This is a genomic window from Streptomyces sp. NPDC048255, from assembly GCF_040652415.1.
Lineage (GTDB): Bacteria > Actinomycetota > Actinomycetes > Streptomycetales > Streptomycetaceae > Streptomyces.
The window spans coordinates 35,819-54,640 of the sequence record NZ_JBEZMA010000052.1; the positions used below are offsets into that span (position 1 = coordinate 35,819).

At 73.5% G+C, this 18,822-nt stretch carries 16 protein-coding genes and 1 pseudogene; 15 read left to right on the plus strand and 2 right to left on the minus strand.

Annotation, left to right across the window (positions count from 1 at the left end; translation table 11 throughout):
* Window positions 1-58 precede the first annotated feature (58 nt).
* The 13 genes from rsmI to AB0D94_RS29830 all read left to right on the plus strand — a co-directional run bounded on the left by rsmI (window position 59) and on the right by AB0D94_RS29830 (window position 16,817).
* Window positions 59-907, plus strand: coding sequence for a 16S rRNA (cytidine(1402)-2'-O)-methyltransferase (gene rsmI / locus AB0D94_RS29770; protein ID WP_362057933.1), 849 nt, complete (start codon window positions 59-61; stop codon window positions 905-907).
* Window positions 908-1,169: 262 nt separating this feature from the next.
* Window positions 1,170-1,559 (plus strand): hypothetical protein, encoded by a 390-nt coding sequence (locus tag AB0D94_RS29775; protein ID WP_362057936.1) that lies wholly within the window; start codon window positions 1,170-1,172, stop codon window positions 1,557-1,559.
* A gap of 10 nt (window positions 1,560-1,569) precedes the next feature.
* Window positions 1,570-2,457: a TatD family hydrolase gene (locus AB0D94_RS29780; RefSeq protein WP_362057879.1), complete on the plus strand. Its 888-nt coding sequence runs from the start codon at window positions 1,570-1,572 to the stop codon at window positions 2,455-2,457.
* Window positions 2,458-2,569: 112 nt separating this feature from the next.
* The gene (locus tag AB0D94_RS29785) at window positions 2,570-4,399 is read left to right on the plus strand and encodes a ubiquitin-like domain-containing protein (RefSeq protein ID WP_362057882.1); all 1,830 of its coding nucleotides are present in this window, start codon (window positions 2,570-2,572) and stop codon (window positions 4,397-4,399) included.
* 59 nt (window positions 4,400-4,458) lie between these two features.
* Window positions 4,459-5,370 (plus strand): 16S rRNA (adenine(1518)-N(6)/adenine(1519)-N(6))-dimethyltransferase RsmA, encoded by a 912-nt coding sequence (gene rsmA, locus AB0D94_RS29790; protein WP_362057885.1) that lies wholly within the window; start codon window positions 4,459-4,461, stop codon window positions 5,368-5,370.
* Window positions 5,367-6,263 (plus strand): 4-(cytidine 5'-diphospho)-2-C-methyl-D-erythritol kinase, encoded by an 897-nt coding sequence (locus AB0D94_RS29795; RefSeq protein ID WP_362057888.1) that lies wholly within the window; start codon window positions 5,367-5,369, stop codon window positions 6,261-6,263. The genes rsmA and AB0D94_RS29795 overlap by 4 nt, the downstream gene beginning before the upstream one ends.
* A gap of 624 nt (window positions 6,264-6,887) precedes the next feature.
* Window positions 6,888-8,240 carry an acyltransferase gene (locus AB0D94_RS29800; protein ID WP_362057891.1) on the plus strand — a complete coding sequence of 451 codons (1,353 nt, stop codon included), beginning with the start codon at window positions 6,888-6,890 and terminating at the stop codon, window positions 8,238-8,240.
* Between the two features lie 28 nt (window positions 8,241-8,268).
* Window positions 8,269-10,071 carry an ABC-F family ATP-binding cassette domain-containing protein gene (locus AB0D94_RS29805; protein ID WP_362057894.1) on the plus strand — a complete coding sequence of 601 codons (1,803 nt, stop codon included), beginning with the start codon at window positions 8,269-8,271 and terminating at the stop codon, window positions 10,069-10,071.
* 155 nt (window positions 10,072-10,226) lie between these two features.
* Window positions 10,227-11,858, plus strand: coding sequence for a PQQ-binding-like beta-propeller repeat protein (locus AB0D94_RS29810; protein ID WP_362057897.1), 1,632 nt, complete (start codon window positions 10,227-10,229; stop codon window positions 11,856-11,858).
* Window positions 11,859-11,899: 41 nt separating this feature from the next.
* Window positions 11,900-13,669, plus strand: coding sequence for a PQQ-binding-like beta-propeller repeat protein (locus AB0D94_RS29815; protein ID WP_362057900.1), 1,770 nt, complete (start codon window positions 11,900-11,902; stop codon window positions 13,667-13,669).
* Window positions 13,670-13,798: 129 nt separating this feature from the next.
* Window positions 13,799-14,491, plus strand: coding sequence for a LuxR C-terminal-related transcriptional regulator (locus AB0D94_RS29820; RefSeq protein WP_362057903.1), 693 nt, complete (start codon window positions 13,799-13,801; stop codon window positions 14,489-14,491).
* A 105-nt stretch (window positions 14,492-14,596) separates the two neighbouring features.
* Window positions 14,597-15,586, plus strand: a complete 990-nt coding sequence (gene galE / locus AB0D94_RS29825; protein WP_362057906.1) for a UDP-glucose 4-epimerase GalE — start codon at window positions 14,597-14,599, stop codon at window positions 15,584-15,586.
* A 466-nt stretch (window positions 15,587-16,052) separates the two neighbouring features.
* Window positions 16,053-16,817, plus strand: coding sequence for a response regulator transcription factor (locus AB0D94_RS29830; RefSeq protein WP_362057909.1), 765 nt, complete (start codon window positions 16,053-16,055; stop codon window positions 16,815-16,817).
* Here the strand turns inward: AB0D94_RS29830 and AB0D94_RS29835 are convergent.
* The gene (locus AB0D94_RS29835; protein ID WP_362057912.1) at window positions 16,776-17,273 is read right to left on the minus strand and encodes a MarR family transcriptional regulator; all 498 of its coding nucleotides are present in this window, start codon (window positions 17,271-17,273) and stop codon (window positions 16,776-16,778) included. The two genes, AB0D94_RS29830 and AB0D94_RS29835, sit on opposite strands and share 42 nt — an antisense overlap.
* 160 nt (window positions 17,274-17,433) lie before the next feature.
* Between AB0D94_RS29835 and AB0D94_RS29840 the strand changes: the two genes are divergently transcribed.
* Entirely contained in the window at window positions 17,434-18,300 is an 867-nt protein-coding gene (locus AB0D94_RS29840) for a trans-aconitate 2-methyltransferase (RefSeq protein ID WP_362057915.1), read from the plus strand.
* 2 nt (window positions 18,301-18,302) lie between these two features.
* A complete protein-coding gene (locus AB0D94_RS29845) occupies window positions 18,303-18,683 on the plus strand; it encodes a VOC family protein (protein ID WP_362057918.1) in 381 nt (126 codons plus the stop codon).
* 46 nt (window positions 18,684-18,729) lie between these two features.
* Here AB0D94_RS29845 and AB0D94_RS29850 read toward each other — a convergent pair.
* Window positions 18,730-18,822, minus strand: a pseudogene (locus AB0D94_RS29850) (glyoxalase); the annotation flags it as partial.

An 18,822-nucleotide genomic window follows, 5' to 3' on the forward strand; every position in this document is an offset into this window, starting at 1 on the left:
GACAACTGACCAGCCCCGCGGTACCGAACCCGTCCACCCGGCCCCCGGCGCGGCGGGTGTGCTCGTCCTCGCCGGCACCCCCATCGGTGACCTCGCCGACGCCCCGCCCCGCCTCGCGGCCGAGCTGGAACGGGCCGACGTGGTCGCCGCCGAGGACACCCGGCGGCTGCGCCGGCTGACCCAGGGGCTCGGCGTGCACACCACGGGCCGGGTCCTGTCGTACTTCGAGGGCAACGAGACGGCGCGCACCCCGGAACTGGTCGAGGCCCTGGAGGCGGGCAAGCGGGTGCTGCTCGTCACCGACGCGGGGATGCCCTCCGTCTCCGACCCCGGCTACCGGCTGGTCGCCGCCGCCGTGGAGAAGGACATCAAGGTCACCGCCGTGCCCGGCCCCTCGGCCGTGCTCACCGCGCTCGCCCTGTCCGGGCTGCCGGTGGACCGCTTCTGCTTCGAGGGGTTCCTGCCGCGCAAGGCGGGCGAGCGCCTGGGCCGGCTGCGCGAGGTGGCGGACGAGCGGCGCACGCTCGTGTACTTCGAGGCCCCGCACCGGCTCGACGACACCCTGGCCGCGATGGCCGAGGTGTTCGGCCCCCAGCGGCGGGCCGCCGTGTGCCGCGAGCTGACGAAGACCTACGAGGAGGTCAAGCGCGGCGGCCTCGGCGAGCTGGCGGCCTGGGCGGCCGACGGTGTGCGGGGGGAGATCACCGTCGTCGTGGAGGGCGCCGCGGCGCCCGGCCCCGGCGATGTGGACGCGGCGGAGCTGGTGCGCAGGGTGCGGGTGCGCGAGGAGGCGGGGGAGCGGCGCAAGGAGGCCATCGCGGCGGTCGCGGCCGAGGCCGGGGTACCCAAGCGGGAGGTCTTCGACGCGGTGGTGGCGGCAAAGAACGAGGCACAAAAGGTGCCGTAAGTCGGTAAAGAGCTAACCTGAAAGGCAAAGCTCAGACCGCGCACCGGGCGCTTTGGGCATGAGTCGCCCAAAGACCGTCCAACACTAGACAGGGCCTGATGCGCTCCCGCCCGAAGAGGCGTCCACTGGCAATGGCACCAGTGGAACAAGAGGAGCTGGCATGAGTGAGATCGCAGACACCCCGGCACCCGTCTCCGCAGCGGGCGTGCCGGTCTCCGCACCTGATGTGCAGACCGTGCACGAGGCGTACTCGTTCGCCTGCATGCGGTGCGGATACGGCTGGGAACAGGCCTACGCGATAGAGCACCACGTCGACGGCGCGGGCCAGCCGTTCATCATGTACACGGTCAAGGGTGAGCGGGTGCCCTCCCCGCTGTCGAACCCGACCTGCCTCAACTGCGGCGGCCACGTCGTACGCATCATGCGGGCGGGCCAGGTCTCCTCGGTGCTCGGCATGCTCGACCAGCTCTACCACTACCCCGTCGCCCCCGGGATCGCCGGCCCGGTGCCGGCGGGCGCGGACCTCCCCAGGCCCCCGAAGGCGCGCAAGGCACCCCTGCGGCACGACGCCCCGGGGCCCGTCGCCATCGACGCGGACGAGGAGCGCCGGGGCCTGCTCTCCCGGCTGCTGGGGATCTTCCGCCGGTCATAAGATCGGCCGTATGACACGCGAGGAGAAAGCGCAGACCAAGGACGCACCGCCGCCGCTGCCCGAACCCCTCCGGGTGGCGGTGGCGGACTCGCACACCCACCTGGACATGCAGTCCGGGACCGTCGAGGAAGGCCTGGCGAAGGCCGCCTCGGTGGGTGTGACGACGGTCGTCCAGGTGGGCTGCGACGTGAAGGGCTCCCGGTGGGCGGCCGAGACCGCGGCCGCCTACGAGAACGTCCACGCGACCGTGGCCCTTCACCCGAACGAAGCCCCCCGCATCGTGCACGGCGACCCCGACGGCTGGTCCCGGCAGGGCGCTCGGACCGGTGGCGGCGAGGGCGCCCTGGACGACGCGCTGGCCGAGATCGAGGCGCTCGCCGCGCTGGACCACGTCAAGGCGGTCGGTGAGACCGGACTGGACTACTTCCGCACGGGGCCCGAGGGGATGGCCGCGCAGGAGCGTTCCTTCCGCGCCCACATCGAGATCGCCAAGCGGCAGGGCAAGGCCCTGGTCATCCACGACCGCGAGGCCCACGCGGACGTCCTGCGGGTGCTGCGCGAGGAGGGCGCCCCGGAGCGGACCGTCTTCCACTGCTACTCGGGGGACGCGGAGATGGCCCGCGAGTGCGCCGCCGCCGGCTACTACATGTCCTTCGCCGGGACGGTCACCTTCAAGAACGCGGCCCCGCTGCGCGAGGCGCTCGCCGTGGCCCCGCTGGAGCTGGTCCTCGTCGAGACGGACGCGCCCTACCTCACCCCGGCCCCGTACCGCGGACGGCCCAACGCCCCGTACCTCATTCCGCTGACCGTACGGGCGATGGCGGCGGTCCGCGGCCTCGACGAGGACGTGATGGCCACGGCCCTGGCGGCCAACACCGCCCGCGCCTTCGGCTACTGAAACCGCCCGCGACGCGACACGCTGGGTAGTCGCCCTGCTTTGTTTGAGTGACCACCGCTCCGCTAAGGTGCCGTGCCCCGACCAGGGGTGCCGGACCAGTGGAGCGAGCGTCGTGAGCGATACGCAGGGCAGTCACCGCCGTGGCGGTCCCGTCCCGGGGTCGTACGGGGCCGGACAGCCGGACTGGCCGCCGACACTGCCGGACCCCGGGCCGATGGCCTGGCCGGCAGCCGACCCCGGACCGTTGGCCTGGCCGGCAGCCGACCCCGGACCGTTGGCCTGGCCGGCGGCCGATCCCGGGCCGCTGACGTGGCCGGCGGCGGACCCCGGGCCGTTGGCCTGGTCCGCCGCCGAAGCCGCCGCAGGGGACACCGAGCCCGGGGTCCCGGCCCCGCGGGCATCGCGCCGCCGCGCCCGCGGACCCGAGCCGCAGCCGTCCGCCGCCGCGCCGGGTACGGGCCGCCGCCGCAGCGCCGGTGAATCCGGCGGTCCGGCCGCCGGGGAACCCGCCCCGTCCGCATCCGCGGGGCCCGGCCGCCGCCGCGGCGCCGTGGCCGACACCGGGGACCTCGCCGCCGCAGCCGCCGGGACCGGCTCCGGCCGCCGCAGGGGCGGCGCGGCAGACACCGCCACCCCGCCCGCACCGGGCACCGGCCGACGCCGGGGCGGCCCGGAAGCCGGGGACGCGGGATCCCTCACCCTCCCCGCGCCCGCGGGGCCCGGCCGGCGCCGGGGCGGCGGCCAGCCCGCCCCCGAACCGGGGACCGCGCCCAACGGACGCGCCCACCGCCGGGCCGCCACCGGGGCCCGGACGACGGGCACCGGGCTCCTCCCCGCCCCCGCCCCGGCGGGGAACTGGCGGCGCATCGTCCCGCAGGCCCTCGTCGTCGCCTTCCTCGCCGGCGGCACCACCGCCTTCGTCGCCGCCGACAAGGCGGTACGGCTCACCGTGGACGGCGTACCGAGGACCCTGCACACCTTCGCCGACGGCGTGGACGAACTGCTCGTCGCCGAAGGCCTCGGCGTCGGCCCGCACGACCTCGTCGCCCCCGCCCCCGGCGCACCCATCGAGGACGGCGAGGAGATCGTCGTCCGATACGGCCGCCCGCTGCGCCTCACCGTCGACGGGCAGCAGCGCCAGGTGTGGACCACCGCCCGCACCGTCGACGGGGCCCTGCGCCAGTTCGGCATCCGCGCCGAGGGCGCGTACCTCTCCGCCCCCCGCACCGCGTCCGTCCCGCGCGCGGGCCTGACCCTCAGCGTCCGCACCGAGCGCAGCGTCACCTTCATGGCCGACGGCCGCGAACGCACCATCCGCACCAACGCCGCCACCGTCGGGGAGGCCCTCGGCCAGGCCGGCATCACCCTCCAGGGGCAGGACACCACCTCCGTACCCCCCGGCTCCTTCCCGCGCGACGGCCAGACCGTCACCGTGCTCCGGATCACCGGCACGCGCGAGGTCCGGGAGGAACGCATCCCGTACGCGACCGAGCGGGCCGAGGACGACAGCCTCTTCGCCGGGACCGAGGTCGTCGAACGGGCGGGCCGGCCCGGGGCGCGCCGGGTCACCTACAGCCTGCGCACCGTCAACGGGGTCCGCCAGCAGCCCCGCCGCGTCGCCGAGGAGACGATCCGCGAGCCCGTCACCCAGCTCGTCAAGGTCGGCACGCGGCCGCTGCCGACCTCCGTCTCGGGCGCGGACGGCCTCAACTGGGCGGCCCTGGCCCAGTGCGAGTCCGGCGGGCGGTCCTCGGCCACCGACCCCTCCGGCACCTACGGCGGGCTCTACCAGTTCGACGTCCGCACCTGGCAGGGCCTCGGCGGGAGCGGCCGCCCGCAGGACGCCTCCGGCGCGGAGCAGACGTACCGGGCGAAGAAGCTCTACGTACAGCGGGGCGCGAGCCCGTGGCCGCACTGCGGACGCAGGCTCACCCGGGGGTGACACCGCGGCGGACCCCGGTCCGGCGCGGGATCCCCCGGGTGATCTGAGACGCTTTACCGGTGAGCACCGCAGAGCAGCAGCCCGAAGCCGCCTCCCCCAGTACCCCCGACGCCCTCCTCGGCGCGTCCGACATCCGCGAGCTGGCAGCAGCCCTCGGTGTCCGCCCGACGAAGCAGAAGGGCCAGAACTTCGTCATCGACGCCAACACGGTGCGCCGGATCGTGCGCACCGCCGAGGTGCGCCCCGACGACGTGGTCGTCGAGGTCGGGCCGGGTCTGGGCTCGCTGACGCTCGCACTGCTGGAGGCCGCCGACCGGGTCGTCGCCGTCGAGATCGACGACATCCTGGCCGCGGCGCTGCCCGCCACCATCGAGGCCCGGATGCCCGCGCGCCGGGACCGCTTCGCGCTGGTCCACTCCGACGCGATGCTGGTCACGGAACTGCCCGGTCCGGCGCCGACCGCGCTCGTCGCGAACCTGCCGTACAACGTGGCCGTGCCCGTCCTGCTGACGATGCTCGACCGCTTCCCGACCATCGAGCGGACCCTGGTCATGGTGCAGGCGGAGGTCGCCGACCGGCTCGCCGCCAAGCCGGGCAACAAGGTGTACGGGGTGCCCTCCGTCAAGGCCAACTGGTACGCCCACGTCAAGCGCGCCGGATCCATCGGCCGCAACGTCTTCTGGCCCGCGCCCAACGTCGACTCCGGTCTCGTCTCCCTGGTGCGCCGCAGCGAACCGATCAAGACCAGTGCCTCGAAGGCGGAGGTCTTCGCGGTCGTGGACGCAGCGTTCGCGCAGCGCCGCAAGACCCTGCGCGCCGCCCTGGCCGGCTGGGCCGGCTCGGCGGCGGGCGCCGAGGCGGCGCTGGTCGCCGCGGGCGTCTCGCCGCAGGCCCGCGGGGAGTCCCTGACGGTGGAGGAGTTCGCGGCGATCGCCGAGAACAAGCCCGCGGCGGAGAGGCCCGCGCTGTGAGCGTGACCGTACGGGTCCCGGCGAAGGTCAATGTCCAGCTGGCGGTGGGCGCGGCCCGCCCCGACGGCTTCCACGGCCTGGCCAACGTCTTCCTCGCCGTCTCCCTCTTCGACGAGGTCACGGCCACCCGCGCGGACGGGCTGACCGTCACCTGCGCGGGCCCCGACGCCGATCAGGTCCCCCTGGACCGCACCAACCTCGCCGCGCGCGCCGCCGAGATGCTCGCGGAGCGGGCCGGCATCGAACCCGCCGTCCACCTCCACATCGCGAAGAACATCCCGGTCGCGGGCGGCATGGCGGGCGGCAGCGCGGACGGCGCCGCCGCGCTGCTGGCCTGCGACGCCCTGTGGGGCCTGGACACCCCGCGCGCCGAACTGCTCGACATCTGCGCGGTGCTGGGCAGCGACGTCCCCTTCAGCCTGGTCGGCGGGGCCGCGCTGGGCACGGGCCGCGGCGAGCTGCTCACGCCGGTGGACGCGGGCACCTTCCACTGGGTGTTCGCCGTCGCCGACGGCGGACTGTCCACGCCGGCGGTGTTCCGCGAGTTCGACCGCCTCACCGCCGGTACGGCGGTACCCGAGCCCGAGGCCTCCCCGGCGCTGCTCGCCGCCCTTGCCTCCGGCGACCCCGACGCGCTGGCGACCACCCTGGTCAACGACCTCCAGCCCGCGGCCCTGTCGCTGCGGCCGGCCCTGGCGGACACCCTGGCCGCGGGGACCGGGGCCGGTGCGCTGGCCGCGCTGGTCTCCGGCTCGGGGCCCACCACGGCCTTCCTGGTCCGCGACGAGGAAGCCGCGGCGAAGGTCGCCGCCGCCCTCGAAGCGTCCGGCACCTGCCGGGTCACCCGCGTGGCGTCCAGCCCGGCCCCCGGAGCCACGCTCCTGCCGTCCTGACCTGCCGCGCCGTTGGGGCTCCGCGGGCTCCCCTGCCGCGCCGCTGCACGGGGCTCCGCCCCGGACCCCGCGCCTCAAACGCCGGCGGGGCTGGAGTTCGGCCCTGGCGGGACCTGGTCGGGTGGTGTCGGTCCGCGGTGCCCCTCCGGGGTGTCTCCTCGGCTCGCGCACTGAACCCCGTTCGACGTCCTCGGCCCCGGCTGCGCGCTCGTCCTGCGAGGACACCCCGGAGTGTCCCCACTCCCCTCCGCCCGGGCTCCGCTTCCAGGGCCGGGGCGTGTGGGGCGGGGGCCCGCAGGAGAGTCCCCGCAGGACGAGCGCGCAACCCAGGCCGTACTTGCGGAGCCGGGGCTCAGTGCGCGAGCCGAGGAGACGCTCCGGAGGGCCCCCGCCCCGCACACGGATACCAAGGCAAGAATCAGCCCCGCCGGCGTTTGAGGCGCGGGGTCCGGGGCGGAGCCCCGTGCAACGGCGCGGCAGGGGAGTCGGCGGAGCCCCGTGCAGCGGCGCGGCAGGGGAGTCGGCGGAGCCCCGGAGACGGCCCGCGGCCGGGCCGGTACCTAGGCGCGGGTTGAGTATCCGCACCCTGTCGGGAGACGCCCGCCGGCGGCGACCGTAAGGCCCATGACAGTCAGCGCAAGCGCCATGGCCGCAGCCACCCCCGCCGGACGGGACCGGTACGTCGACCTGCTGCGCGTCGCCTCCCTCGGGGCGGTCGTGTGCGGGCACTGGCTGATGGCCGCGGTCAGCGGCGACGGCATAGGGAACCTGCTCGCCGTCCTGCCCCCGCTCCAGGTGCTCACCTGGGCGCTCCAGGTGATGCCGGTCTTCTTCTTCGTCGGGGGGTTCTCGCACGCCCTGTCCTACCGCTCGCTGGCCCGCGGGACCGACGGGCCCGTCTACGCGGCCTTCCTGAGGGCCCGCCTCCAGCGGCTGCTGCGGCCCACCCTGGTCTTCGTCCTGGTGTGGAGCGTGCTCGCGCTGGGCGTGCAGCTCGCCGGCGGCGGCGACGGGCGGCTGACCGGGGCCGCGCTGCGGGTGGTCACGCAGCCGTTGTGGTTCATCGGGATCTACCTCGCGATGGTCGCCTTCACCCCGCCGCTGCTCAGGCTGCACGAACGCCACGGCTGGGCCGCCTTCGCCGGGCTCGTGGCGGCGGCCGCGCTGGTCGACGTACTGCGCTTCGCGCTCGGCGTGCCGTACGTCGAGTTCCTGAACTTCGCCTTCGTCTGGCTCGCCGTCCACCAGCTCGGCTTCCTCCGCGCCGACGGGCGCATCCGCAGGCCCGCCCTGCTCGCCGCCGCCGGTCTCGCCGGGGCCGTCCTGCTGGTGGCGTACGGCCCGTACCCGCTGTCCATGGTCGGGATGCCCGGCGAGCGGGTCTCCAACATGGCCCCGCCCACCTTCGCCCTGCTCTGCCACGGCATGTGGCTCGTCGGAGCGGTGCAGCTGCTCGCCCGCCCCGCCACCGCCTGGCTGCGCCGCCCCCGGGTCTGGCGGGGCGTGGTCGCCGCCAACGGGATCGCCATGACCGCCTTCCTCTGGCACCTCTCCGCCATGCTCGGGGTGTACGGGGTCCAGCTCGCCCTCGGCCTGGCCCTGCCGGCCCCGGCCAGCGCCGCCTGGTGGGCGCAGGTGCCGGTCCGGGTGCTGGCCGCGATCGCGCTGACCGGCCTCTTCGTGGCCCTGTTCCGCCGCTTCGAGGCCCCGGCCCGGCCCGCCCCGGCGGCGGAGGCCGCCTCCGGGCCCGCCCCCGCCCGGCGGGGGAGCGGAGCCGGCGCCGCCCTGGGGATCACCCTCTGCCTGCTCGGAGTCCTCGGCCTGTCCATGACCGGCCTCGGGGGGCTGCTGGAGGGCCACAGCGCCACCCTGATCGCCCTCCCGGTCACCGCGCCCGCCGCCATCGGCATGGCCGTCGGCGGCTGGCTCCTGGTGGAACGGTCCGCCCCGTCCCGGAGGGTTAGGCTGAGGGGCTGATCCACACCCCTTCCCTGGAGCGCGTCTGATGGCCGTCAATCTGGTCAATGTCGAGGCAGTCAGCAAGGTGTACGGCACACGTACCCTGCTCGACGGCATCTCCCTCGGCGTGTCCGAGGGAGACAGGATCGGTGTCGTCGGCCGCAACGGCGACGGAAAGACCACCCTGATCCGCATGCTGGCCAAACTGGAGGACCCCGACACCGGCCGGGTCACCCAGTCGGGCGGCCTGCGCATGGGCGTCCTCACCCAGCACGACTCGCTCGACCCCGCGGCCACCATCCGCCACGAGATCATCCGCGACATGGCCGACCACGAGTGGGCCGGCAACTCCAAGATCCGCGACGTGCTCACCGGCCTCTTCGGCGGGCTCGACCTGCCCGGCTTCGGCCAGGGCCTGGACACCGTCATCGGCCCGCTCTCCGGCGGCGAGCGCCGCCGCATCGCCCTCGCCAAGCTGCTCATCGCCGACCAGGACCTGCTGATCCTCGACGAGCCCACCAACCACCTCGACGTCGAGGGCATCTCCTGGCTGGCCGCGCACCTCCAGGAGCGCCGTTCCGCGCTCGTCTGCGTCACCCACGACCGCTGGTTCCTCGACCAGGTCTGCACCCGTATGTGGGACGTGCAGCGCGGCGAGGTGCACGAGTACGAGGGCGGCTACAGCGACTACGTCTTCGCCCGCGCCGAGCGCGAGCGGATCGCGGCCACCGAGGAGTCCAAGCGGCAGAACCTGATGCGCAAGGAGCTGGCCTGGCTGCGCCGCGGCGCCCCCGCCCGCACCTCCAAGCCGCGTTACCGCATCGAGGCGGCCAACGAGCTGATCGCCGACGTCCCGCCGCCCCGCGACACCTCCGAGCTGATGCGGTTCGCCAACGCCCGGCTCGGCAAGACCGTCTTCGACCTGGAGGACGTCAGCGTCCACGCGGGCCCGAAGGAGCTGCTCAAGCACCTCACCTGGCACCTGGGCCCCGGTGACCGCATCGGCCTCGTCGGCGTCAACGGCGCGGGCAAGACCTCCCTGCTGCGCGCCCTCGCCGAGGCCGCCCGCACCCAGGGCGACGTCCAGCCCGCGGCGGGCAAGGTCACCGTGGGCAAGACCGTACGGCTCGCCTACCTCTCCCAGGAGGTCGGCGAACTCGACCCGTCCCTGCGGGTCCTGGAGGCCGTCCAGCGCGTCCGTGACCGCGTCGACCTCGGCAAGGGCCGCGAGATGACGGCGGGCCAGCTGTGCGAGCAGTTCGGCTTCACCAAGGAGAAGCAGTGGACGCCCGTCGGCGACCTCTCCGGCGGTGAGCGGCGCCGGCTGCAGATCCTGCGGCTGCTCATGGACGAGCCCAACGTCCTCTTCCTCGACGAGCCCACCAATGACCTCGACATCGAGACCCTGACCCAGCTGGAGGACCTCCTCGACGGCTGGCCCGGCTCGATGATCGTGATCTCCCACGACCGGTTCTTCATCGAGCGCACCACCGACACGGTGATGGCGCTCCTCGGCGACGCGAGCCTGCGGATGCTGCCGCGCGGTCTGGACGAGTACCTGGAGCGCCGCCGCCGGATGATCGAGGCGGCCGCCCCGGCGTCCGCCCCGGCCGCCCCCGCGGCGAAGTCCACCGCCTCGGGCGACGCGCGCGCTGCGAAGAAGGAGCTCCAGAAGATCGAGCGGCAGCTCAACAAGGTCTCCGACCGCGAGAGCAACCTGCACGCGCAGATCGCCGAGAACTCCACCGACTACGACAAGGTGGCCAAGCTCGACGCGGAGCTCCGGGAACTGCTCTCGGAGCGCGACGAGTTGGAGATGCGCTGGCTGGAGCTGGCCGAAGAGGCGTGACCCCCGGGGCGCGTACGGGCCAACTGGCCCGATAACGACGGCATCACGGGCCGGTCCTCCCTTGGGAACAGGGGGCGGACCGGCCCGGCGTGCGAGAGCCGTCAGTGATAGAAAGGTCATCCTCCACGACCTCCAGAAGCCGAAAGTGTGCGCTGATGACCGAGCCGCCCCAGCCGCCGAACCAGCCGCCGACACCTTCCGGTTACGGCCACCTGCCCGGCCCGCCGCAGTCCGGCTACGGATACCCCGCACAGGGCGACAACCCGTACGCCCAGCAGTCCCCGTACGCCCAGCAGCCGCAGACCCAGCCCGTCGGCTACGGCTTCCCGCCCCCGCCCCCCGGCCCGCCGGGGATGCACCCGGGCGCTCCCGGCACGCCGCCGAAGAAGAAGGCGGTGGTGTGGATCGCCGCCTCGGTCGCCGCCGCGCTGGTCGTCGGCACCGTCGCCTACGTGGGCTTCCTCCGGGGTGACGACAAGGACCCGAAGCAGCCCGTCGCGCAGTCCTCCCCGCCCGTCGACGAGAAGCCCTCCGCCTCGCCCTCCGTGGACAAGGGGGACGGCAGCGGCGACGGCGGCCAGGAGGGCGACCTCAACTCCGGCCGCAAGCAGGGCGAGGACAAGGTCCTCTGGCTCAAGACCAGCAAGATCGACGGACCCGGCTCCGGCGTCGAGGCCGACGGTCAGTGGGTCGTCGGCGACACCGTCGCCAAGAGCGTCTGGAAGTCCGTGACCGGCTACGGCGCCGCCGACGGCAAGGAGAAGTGGACGCTCACCTTCCCTGCCGAGATCTGCGCCGTCACCGACCAGATGACCGCCGACGGCAAGACCGTCGTCATGTACCGGGACGGCGAGTCGGACACCGCGAACTGCAACCAGATGCGGATGATCGACCTCAAGGCGGGCAAGGAGGGCTGGTCGAAGGAGGTGCCCAAGGAGGGCATGTTCGACCTCTTCGCCGGCCCCAACCTGTCCCTCACCGGCGACACCGTCTCCGTCAACCGCGTGACCCGCGCCAGCGCCTTCAAGGTCAGCACCGGCGACAAGCTCTTCGCCACCCCGTCCGAGGGCTGCCAGGCCGGCAGCTACATCGGCGGCAACGGCAAGATGATCGGCATCGCCACCTGCCAGGACGCCGACCACACCGTCGAGGTCCAGGACGCCGACCCGGCCACCGGCAAGACGACCTGGTCCTTCAGGCTCCCCAAGGACTTCAAGGTCACCAGCGTCTACTCGGTGGACCCGCTCGTCCTCGACATCGGCAACGAGGCCAAGAAGGAGCGCTCCATCGTGGTCCTGGGACCCGACGGGAAGCAGCGCGCCACCGTCACCGGCGAGGGCAGCTTCGCCACCGGCTGCGGACTCTCCTTCAGCCGCTCCCTCCAGTGCTCCTCCGGCCTGGTCGACTCCAACACCCTGTACCTGCCCACCGCCCCGGCCGCCGGCACCGGCAACGAGATCGTCGCCTTCGACCTGGGCACCGGCAAGGTCAAGTGGCGCACCCCGGCCGGGGACAAGCGCACGCTGACGCCGGTCAAGGCCGAGGGCGGACAGCTGGTCGCCTACCGCGAGGCCGAGTACGACCAGGCCGGCGAGGTCGTGACCGTCCCCGCCGCCGGAGGCACGCCCACCCCGGTGCTGCGCCACCCGTCGGGCGCCGCGGCCCCGGTCGAGAGCTCCTTCCACTCCCCGAGGATCGACTACGTGGACGGCCGGTTCTTCATCTCCGCCTCCCGCCTCCTCGCCAAGGGCAAGGACGAGAAGCTCCTGATGGTCTTCGGCAAGTGAAACGCGTCCACCGAGCCGCCCACGAGAGGCAGTAGCAACCGATGAGTACCCCGCCGCCCCCCCACCAGCCGCCGCCCGGCGGTTTCGGCGCCCCGCCGCCCCCCGGCCAGCCGCCCGCCGGCGGATTCGGCGCGCCCACGCCCCCGCCGCCCCCGCAGCAGCCCCCGACCCCGCCGCCGGTCCCGCAGCAGCCGCCCGCGCCGCCGCAGCAGGCGCCCGGCGCCCCGGCGCAGCCGGCGTACGGCTACCCGCAGGCCGGGCCCGGCTACGGATACCCGCAGCAGCCCGGCACCCCGCCGCCGTTCGGCCCGCCCACCACGCCCATGGCCGCGTCCCAGGCCCCGGTCGGCGGCTCGGGCGGCGGCCGCGGTGAGGTCCGTACCCAGCTGATGATCGTCGGCGCGGCCCTGCTGGCCATCGTCCTCATCATCGGCGGCGGCTTCTGGTACGTCTCCGGCGACAGCGGCGGCGGTACGCAGAACACCGCCGACGGCGGCGCCAGCGGCTCCCCGGACGGCGACAAGCCGCAGGCGGGCGGCGGCGGCACCGAGAAGGTGCCGGCCAACCCCAAGTCCAAGACCCTGCTGAACGTGCCGCTTCCGGCGCCGGAGGAGCAGGTCACGGTCAAGGGCTCCTGGCTCACCGACTCCACCTACATCAAGTCCGATGTGGGCAAGGTCGTCGGCTACAACCTCGTCGACGGCGGCAAGAAGTGGGAGATCGCGCTCCCGGCCAACGTCTGCGCCGCGACCAAGCACGTCAGCGAGAACAAGACCGCCATCCTCTTCGAGGAGGGGCCGGCGACCCCGGAGAAGAAGTTCCAGCCCTGCACCAAGGTCGGCGTCATCGACCTGGAGGCCGGCAAGCTCCTGTGGTCCGCGGCCGCCAAGTCGCCCACCGGCGGCGACAAGAACGTCACGTTCGCCGAGGTCTCCCTCAGCGGCCAGACCGTCGCCGCGGGCGGCCTGTCGGGCGGCGCCGCCTGGAACCTGGCCGACGGCAAGCCCCTGTGGCAGCCGAAGGTGGACAGCGAGGGCTGCTACGACCTCGGCTACGCGGGCGGCGAGGCCCTCGCCGTGCTCCGCAAGTGCGGCCGCAGCCCCAACCAGACCCTGCAGGCGCAGGCCCTCGACCCCGCCACCGGCGCGGTCAAGTCCTCGTACAAGCTCTCCCCGGGCATCGAGTGGGCCGGCATCATCTCCACCAAGCCGCTGGTCATCGCCGCCGACGTCGGCAAGACCGCCAAGAACGCCACCGGCGTCAGCGACCTCTTCGTCGTCGACGACGCGGGCCAGCTCAAGTCGCGCATCTCCCTCGCCTCGGGCAACTTCAACCCCGAGTGCCCGGCCACTGAGGTCGAGCAGTGCTCGAACATGGTGGTCGGCAACGGCAAGGTCTACGTGCCCTCCTACGAGCACCAGGGCCAGGACAGCAGCGGTGCCCGCACCAACGAGCTGCTCTCCTTCGACCTGGAGACCGGCAAGCAGACCAACGACCGCGCCGACGCGGGCGAGCGCTACCAGATCATGCCGCTGCGCATGGACGGGTCGAACGTCATCGCGTACAAGATCCCCCCGTACGACAAGGGCGGCCAGATCGTCAGCATCGACGGGAAGACCATGAAGGAGACCCTCCTCATGGAGAACCCGGGGGACAAGACCAGCCAGCGCGCCGAGACCCGCACCACGCCCACGGCCGCCGAGTACCGCTACCACAACGGCAAGCTGTTCATCGCCCGCTGGTACGCGCGCAAGCCCTACTCGGGCGGGGGCGACCCGGAGTACCTGTTCGTCTCGTTCACGGCGAGCTGACCCGCGCAGCGCCCGTCAGGAGCCCCCGGAAGGTCAATCCTTCCGGGGGCTTCTGCGCGGTATCCCCCGCGCACCGTCGAACAAGCGTGTAGCTTGCCGGGGCAGAAGGGTGGGGGGTGGGGTGCCTCAATGGGCGTACGGGTCGTGGTGGTCGACGAGCACCGGCTGTTGGCCGAGGCGCTCGCCTCGGCCCTGAAACTGAGGGGCCACCGGGTGCTCGCCGCGGCGGCCCCGGCCTCGGGCGCCGCCGAGCTGGTCATCAGCCGGGCTCCTGAGGTCTGTCTGTTCGGCACCGCCTCCCCGGCCGAGCCCGGGGTCTTCGAACCCGTCACGCGGATCAGGCGGGAGCGCCCGCAGCTCGCCGTCGTTGTCCTCGGCCCGGTGCCCAGCCCGCGCGGGATCGCGGCCGCCTTCGCCGCGGGGGCCTCGGGGTACGTGCGCCACGACGAGCGCATCGAAGGCGTGGAGCGGGCCCTGGCCAAGGCCAGGGCGGGGGAGGTGGCGATCGCCCCGCAGCTGCTCCAGGGGGCCTTCGCCGAGCTCCTCAACCCCGCGGCACAGCCTGACGACGAGGGCAGCCGACTGCTGCGGCTGCTCACCCCGCGCGAGGTGGAGGTGCTGGTCCGGGTCGCCGAGGGCGAGGACACCCGGCTCATCGCCGCGGGCATGGAGATCGCGCCCAGCACGGCCCGTACGCACGTGCAGCGGGTGCTGATGAAGCTGGGCGTGGGGTCCCGGCTGGAGGCGGCCGCGCTGGCCGCGCGCACCGGCCTGCTGGACCGTGCGGTGCCGGAACCGCCCTCCGAGGCTCCCGCCGTCTGAAGGGCCGGGGGGCTCCCGATTTCCCCGTGGGCGCGGAATCGGGTAAGCCAGTGACCGGCATGTGGAACCTCCCGCGTGCGTACCCCCGTGAGAGGCAGTAGGCGAGTGAGCAGCACGCCGATTCATGACACGCCGGTTCTCAAGTGCCTGGTCACCGGCGGCGCCGGTTACGTCGGCAGCGTGGTGGCCGCCCACCTCCTGGAGGCCGGCCACCAGGTCACCGTCCTGGACGACCTGAGCACCGGCTTCCGCGCCGGCGTCCCGGCCGGCGCCACGTTCATCGAGGGCCGGATCCAGGACGCGGCCCGCCACCTGGACGGCTCCTACGACGCGGTCCTGCACTTCGCCGCGTCCTCCCAGGTCGGCGAGTCCGTCACGGACCCCGCCAAGTACTGGGACAACAACGTCGGCGGCACCCTCGCCCTGCTGACCGCCATGCGGGACGCGGGGGTGGCCAAGCTGGTCTTCTCCTCCACCGCGGCCACCTACGGCGAGCCCACCGAAGGCCTGCTCACCGAGGCCTCGGTGACCGCCCCGACCAACCCCTACGGCGCCTCGAAGCTGGCCGTGGACCACATGATCGCCGGCATGGCCGCGGCGCACGGCCTGGCCGCGGTCTCGCTGCGCTACTTCAACGTGGCGGGCTCGTACAAGGAGTTCGGCGAGCGCCACGACCCCGAGACCCACCTGATCCCTCTGGTTCTCCAGGTCGCCCAGGGCAAGCGGGAGGCCATCTCGGTCTTCGGCGAGGACTACCCGACCCCGGACGGCACCTGCGTGCGCGACTACATCCACGTCGCCGACCTGGCGGAGGCCCACCTCGACGCGCTGCGGGTGGCCGCGCCCGGGGAGCACCTGATCTGCAACCTGGGCAACGGCAGCGGCTTCTCGGTCCGCGAGGTCATCGAGACGGTCCGCAAGGTCACCGGCGAGGAGATCCCCGAGGTGGTCGCACCCCGCCGGGCCGGCGACCCCGCGGTCCTGGTCGCCTCGGCCCGCGCGGCCCACGAGCGTCTCGGCTGGACTCCGACCCGTTCGGGTCTCACCGGCATCATCACGGACGCGTGGAACTTCGCCCGTACGCACACCTCCTGAGCCCCCTGGGCCACCCCTGCTCCACCCGCCCCTCGCGCCGACCGGTGCGGGGGGCGCGTGTGTCTGGCCGCACGCCGTAGGCGGGCGCTGTGCGCGGGCGCCCAGCGTGCACACGCCGGGTGAAATGCACCCCGTGCAACTGCCCGCGGCACACGCTGGGCGGGAAGCCGCCATCCGGACCTTCAGGGCAGTCGAATTCAAGCCACCACAAAGGCCGTTCAGGACGGCCGCGCCGGAAAATCCCCGGGAAAACTTCTGCTATTCGGCCAACTGCGAGCGCCACCGGCCCTACGCTGATGCGTGACACCGGTGGGGGCCGGTGTTGATTCAGGGGTCGAGACACGTCGGGTACGGCGTCCGGTCCGGGGTAGTGCAGAGATGTCTCGGCGGCGGCCGCGGCAGCTGCGGATCACCCGGTCCGGGCGCCGTACCCGCCGTCGTCCGTTCCCCGACCCTTGGGGGTTTTGTGGTTCGTATCCGGGTTCTCGTCGTCGACGATCACCGCATCTTCGCCGAATCGCTCGCAGCCGCGCTCGCGGCCGAGCCGGACGTGGACGTGTCCGCGGCCGGCAGCGGTCCCGCCGCCCTGCGCTGCCTCGAACGCGCGGTGGCCGAGGGCCGCCGCTTCGACGTCCTGCTGGTCGACGCCGATCTGGGCGCCGCCGCCGGGACCGTGCCCGCCCAGCGGGAGTCGGGGTCCGGGCCACCGTCTGCCCCCGACGGGATCGCGCTGGTCGCGGGGGTGCGGGTGACCCACCCCGGGGTCCGTACCGTGGTCCTCGCCGAGCGCGACGACCCCCGCCGGGCCGCCCACGCGCTCCAGGCCGGGGCCTCGGGCTGGGTGGCGAAGGACTGCTCGCTCTCCCGGCTGCTGGCCGTCGTGCGGGGCGTACTGCGCGAGGAGACCCACCTGCCGCCCGCGCTGCTCACCGGTGTGCTGCGCGAACTGACCGCGGCGCGCAAGCACCGTACGGACAGCGAACGGCTGGTGGAGTCGCTGACGCCGCGTGAGCACGAGGTACTGCGCTGCATGGTGGCGGGGCTGGGCCGCAAGGACGTGGCCGCGCGGCTGTTCCTGTCCCCGCACACCGTCCGCACGCACATGCAGAACGTGCTGGGCAAGCTCGGGGTGCACTCCACCCTGGCCGCGGTGGCGCTGGCCCGGCGGGCGGGCGTACGGCCGGCGGACCTAGCCGGGGATGTTGTCGAACGGAGCGGTCAACTGGCGTAGCAGCGCGGCGAGGTCGCCGCGCTGGGCCTGCGAGAGCTGGGCCAGGATCGCCCGTTCCTGGGCCAGCAGCCCGGCCAGTGCCTGGTCGGCGCGGTCGCGCCCTTCGGGGCTCAGCCGGACCAGGACCCCGCGCCGGTCGCTGGGGTCCGGGAGCCGTTCGACGAGGCCCTTCTTGGCGAGCCGGTCGATGCGGTTGGTCATGGTGCCGGAGGTGACGAGGGTCTGGGTGAGCAGCTGGCCGGGCGAGAGCTGGTACGGGGCGCCGGCACGCCGCAGGGAGGTCAGGACGTCGAACTCCCAAGGCTCCAGGCCGTGCTCGGAGAAGGCCAGCCTGCGCGCCCGGTCGAGGTGGCGCGCGAGCCTGCTGACACGGCTGAGCACTTCGAGCGGTTCCACGTCGAGGTCAGGGCGCTCCCGCCGCCATGCCGCGACCAGTCGGTCGACCTCGTCCTCCATGCGGATCAGTGTAAGGGGTCTGTCGATATGAAGTCTCTTCATATCGAGTATCTCGTGATCAATTATCTTGACGTCAAGATATAAATGCGCCAGCATGGGGCATGGAGGGGGCTGAAACGGCTTCCGCTTCCGACCGCCCCGCCAGCAGGGAGGCTCGAACATGCATTCCGATACCGCCCAGGCCAGGATCCCCACGGCCGATGTCCTCTCCGACCCCTCCGCACCCACCTGGGACCCCCAGCAGTACCTCCGGCACGCAGGCCACCGCACACGCCCCTTCCTCGACCTCCTGACCCGCATACCTGAACTCCCGGCCCGGCCCGCCCGGATCGCCGACCTCGGCTGCGGACCCGGCAACGTCACGGCCCTGCTCGCCGGACGCTGGCCCGAGGCCCGCATCACCGGCTTCGACCTCTCCCCGGAGATGCTCCACCGCGCCACCGAGGAGTACGCGGGCCCCACCGCCGGCGGCGGCAGCCTCGACTTCCGCCTCGGCGACCTCGCGCACTGGCTCCCCGAGGAGACGTACGACCTGATCGTGTCCAACGCCGCCCTCCAGTGGGTCCCCAGCCACCCCGGCTCCTTCGCCGCCTGGATCAACGGACTGCGCGCCGGCGGCACCTTCGCCTTCCAGATCCCCGGCAACTTCACCGCTCCCAGCCACGCCCTGCTCGCCGACCTCTGCGACACCCCGCGCTGGCGGTCCCGGCTCGCCGGCCACGGCGCCCGCTACATCCACCTGCTGGAACCCCCCGAGTACCTCGCCCGCCTCACCGAACTCGGCTGCGCCGTGGAGGTGTGGGAGACGACCTACTACCAACTCCTGCAAGGCCCCGACCCGGTCCTGGACTGGGTCAAGGGAACCGCCCTGCGGCCCGTCCTGACCGCCCTCGGCGACGACCGGGACGCGGTGGACACCTTCCTGGCCGAGTACCGGGACCGGTTGCGCGCCGCCTACCCGTCCGGGCCGCGGGGCACCGTCTTCCCCTTCCGCCGCATCTTCGCCGTCGCCCGCAAGGAGGCCTGAGCGTGCTCACCGCAGTCGACCACGTACAACTCGCCGCACCGCCCGGTACGGAGGACCGGCTGCGCGCGTACTACACAGGGGTCCTCGGCATGACGGAGCTCTCCAAACCGCCCGTCCTCGCCGCCCGTGGAGGCTGCTGGTTCGCTGCCGGAGGCGTCCAGCTGCACCTCGGCGTGGAGGAGGACTTCCGCCCGGCCCGCAAGGCGCACCCGGGACTACGGGTGACGGGGATCGAGGAGTACGCGCGCAGACTGGAGGAGCGGGGCGCCGAGGTCGTCTGGGACGACAACCTGCCGGGCCACCGCCGCTTCTACTCCGAGGACCCGGTCGGCAACCGGCTGGAGTTCCTGGAGCCGGTTGCCGACCCGCGACCCCTCGCCTGACGCACGCACCCGCGCACCTGCGCGCGCGCACGACGGCGCCCCGCCACCGTAGTCCCGGGTGCGCCTTGCGGGCCGGGCGGAAGTCCTCCTCCACGCCGAGGTGCAGCTGGACGCCTCCGGCAGCGAACCAGCAGCCTCC

Coding starts and splice junctions, on each gene's coding strand:
- AB0D94_RS29775 (WP_362057936.1), top strand. CDS start 1,170: ATGCGGTGCGGATACGGCTGGGAACAGGCCTACGCGATAGAGCACCAC.
- AB0D94_RS29780 (WP_362057879.1), top strand. CDS start 1,570: ATGACACGCGAGGAGAAAGCGCAGACCAAGGACGCACCGCCGCCGCTG.
- AB0D94_RS29800 (WP_362057891.1), top strand. CDS start 6,888: ATGACAGTCAGCGCAAGCGCCATGGCCGCAGCCACCCCCGCCGGACGG.
- AB0D94_RS29805 (WP_362057894.1), top strand. CDS start 8,269: ATGGCCGTCAATCTGGTCAATGTCGAGGCAGTCAGCAAGGTGTACGGC.
- AB0D94_RS29810 (WP_362057897.1), top strand. CDS start 10,227: ATGACCGAGCCGCCCCAGCCGCCGAACCAGCCGCCGACACCTTCCGGT.
- AB0D94_RS29815 (WP_362057900.1), top strand. CDS start 11,900: ATGAGTACCCCGCCGCCCCCCCACCAGCCGCCGCCCGGCGGTTTCGGC.
- AB0D94_RS29820 (WP_362057903.1), top strand. CDS start 13,799: ATGGGCGTACGGGTCGTGGTGGTCGACGAGCACCGGCTGTTGGCCGAG.
- AB0D94_RS29835 (WP_362057912.1), bottom strand. CDS start 17,273: ATGGAGGACGAGGTCGACCGACTGGTCGCGGCATGGCGGCGGGAGCGC.
- AB0D94_RS29840 (WP_362057915.1), top strand. CDS start 17,434: ATGCATTCCGATACCGCCCAGGCCAGGATCCCCACGGCCGATGTCCTC.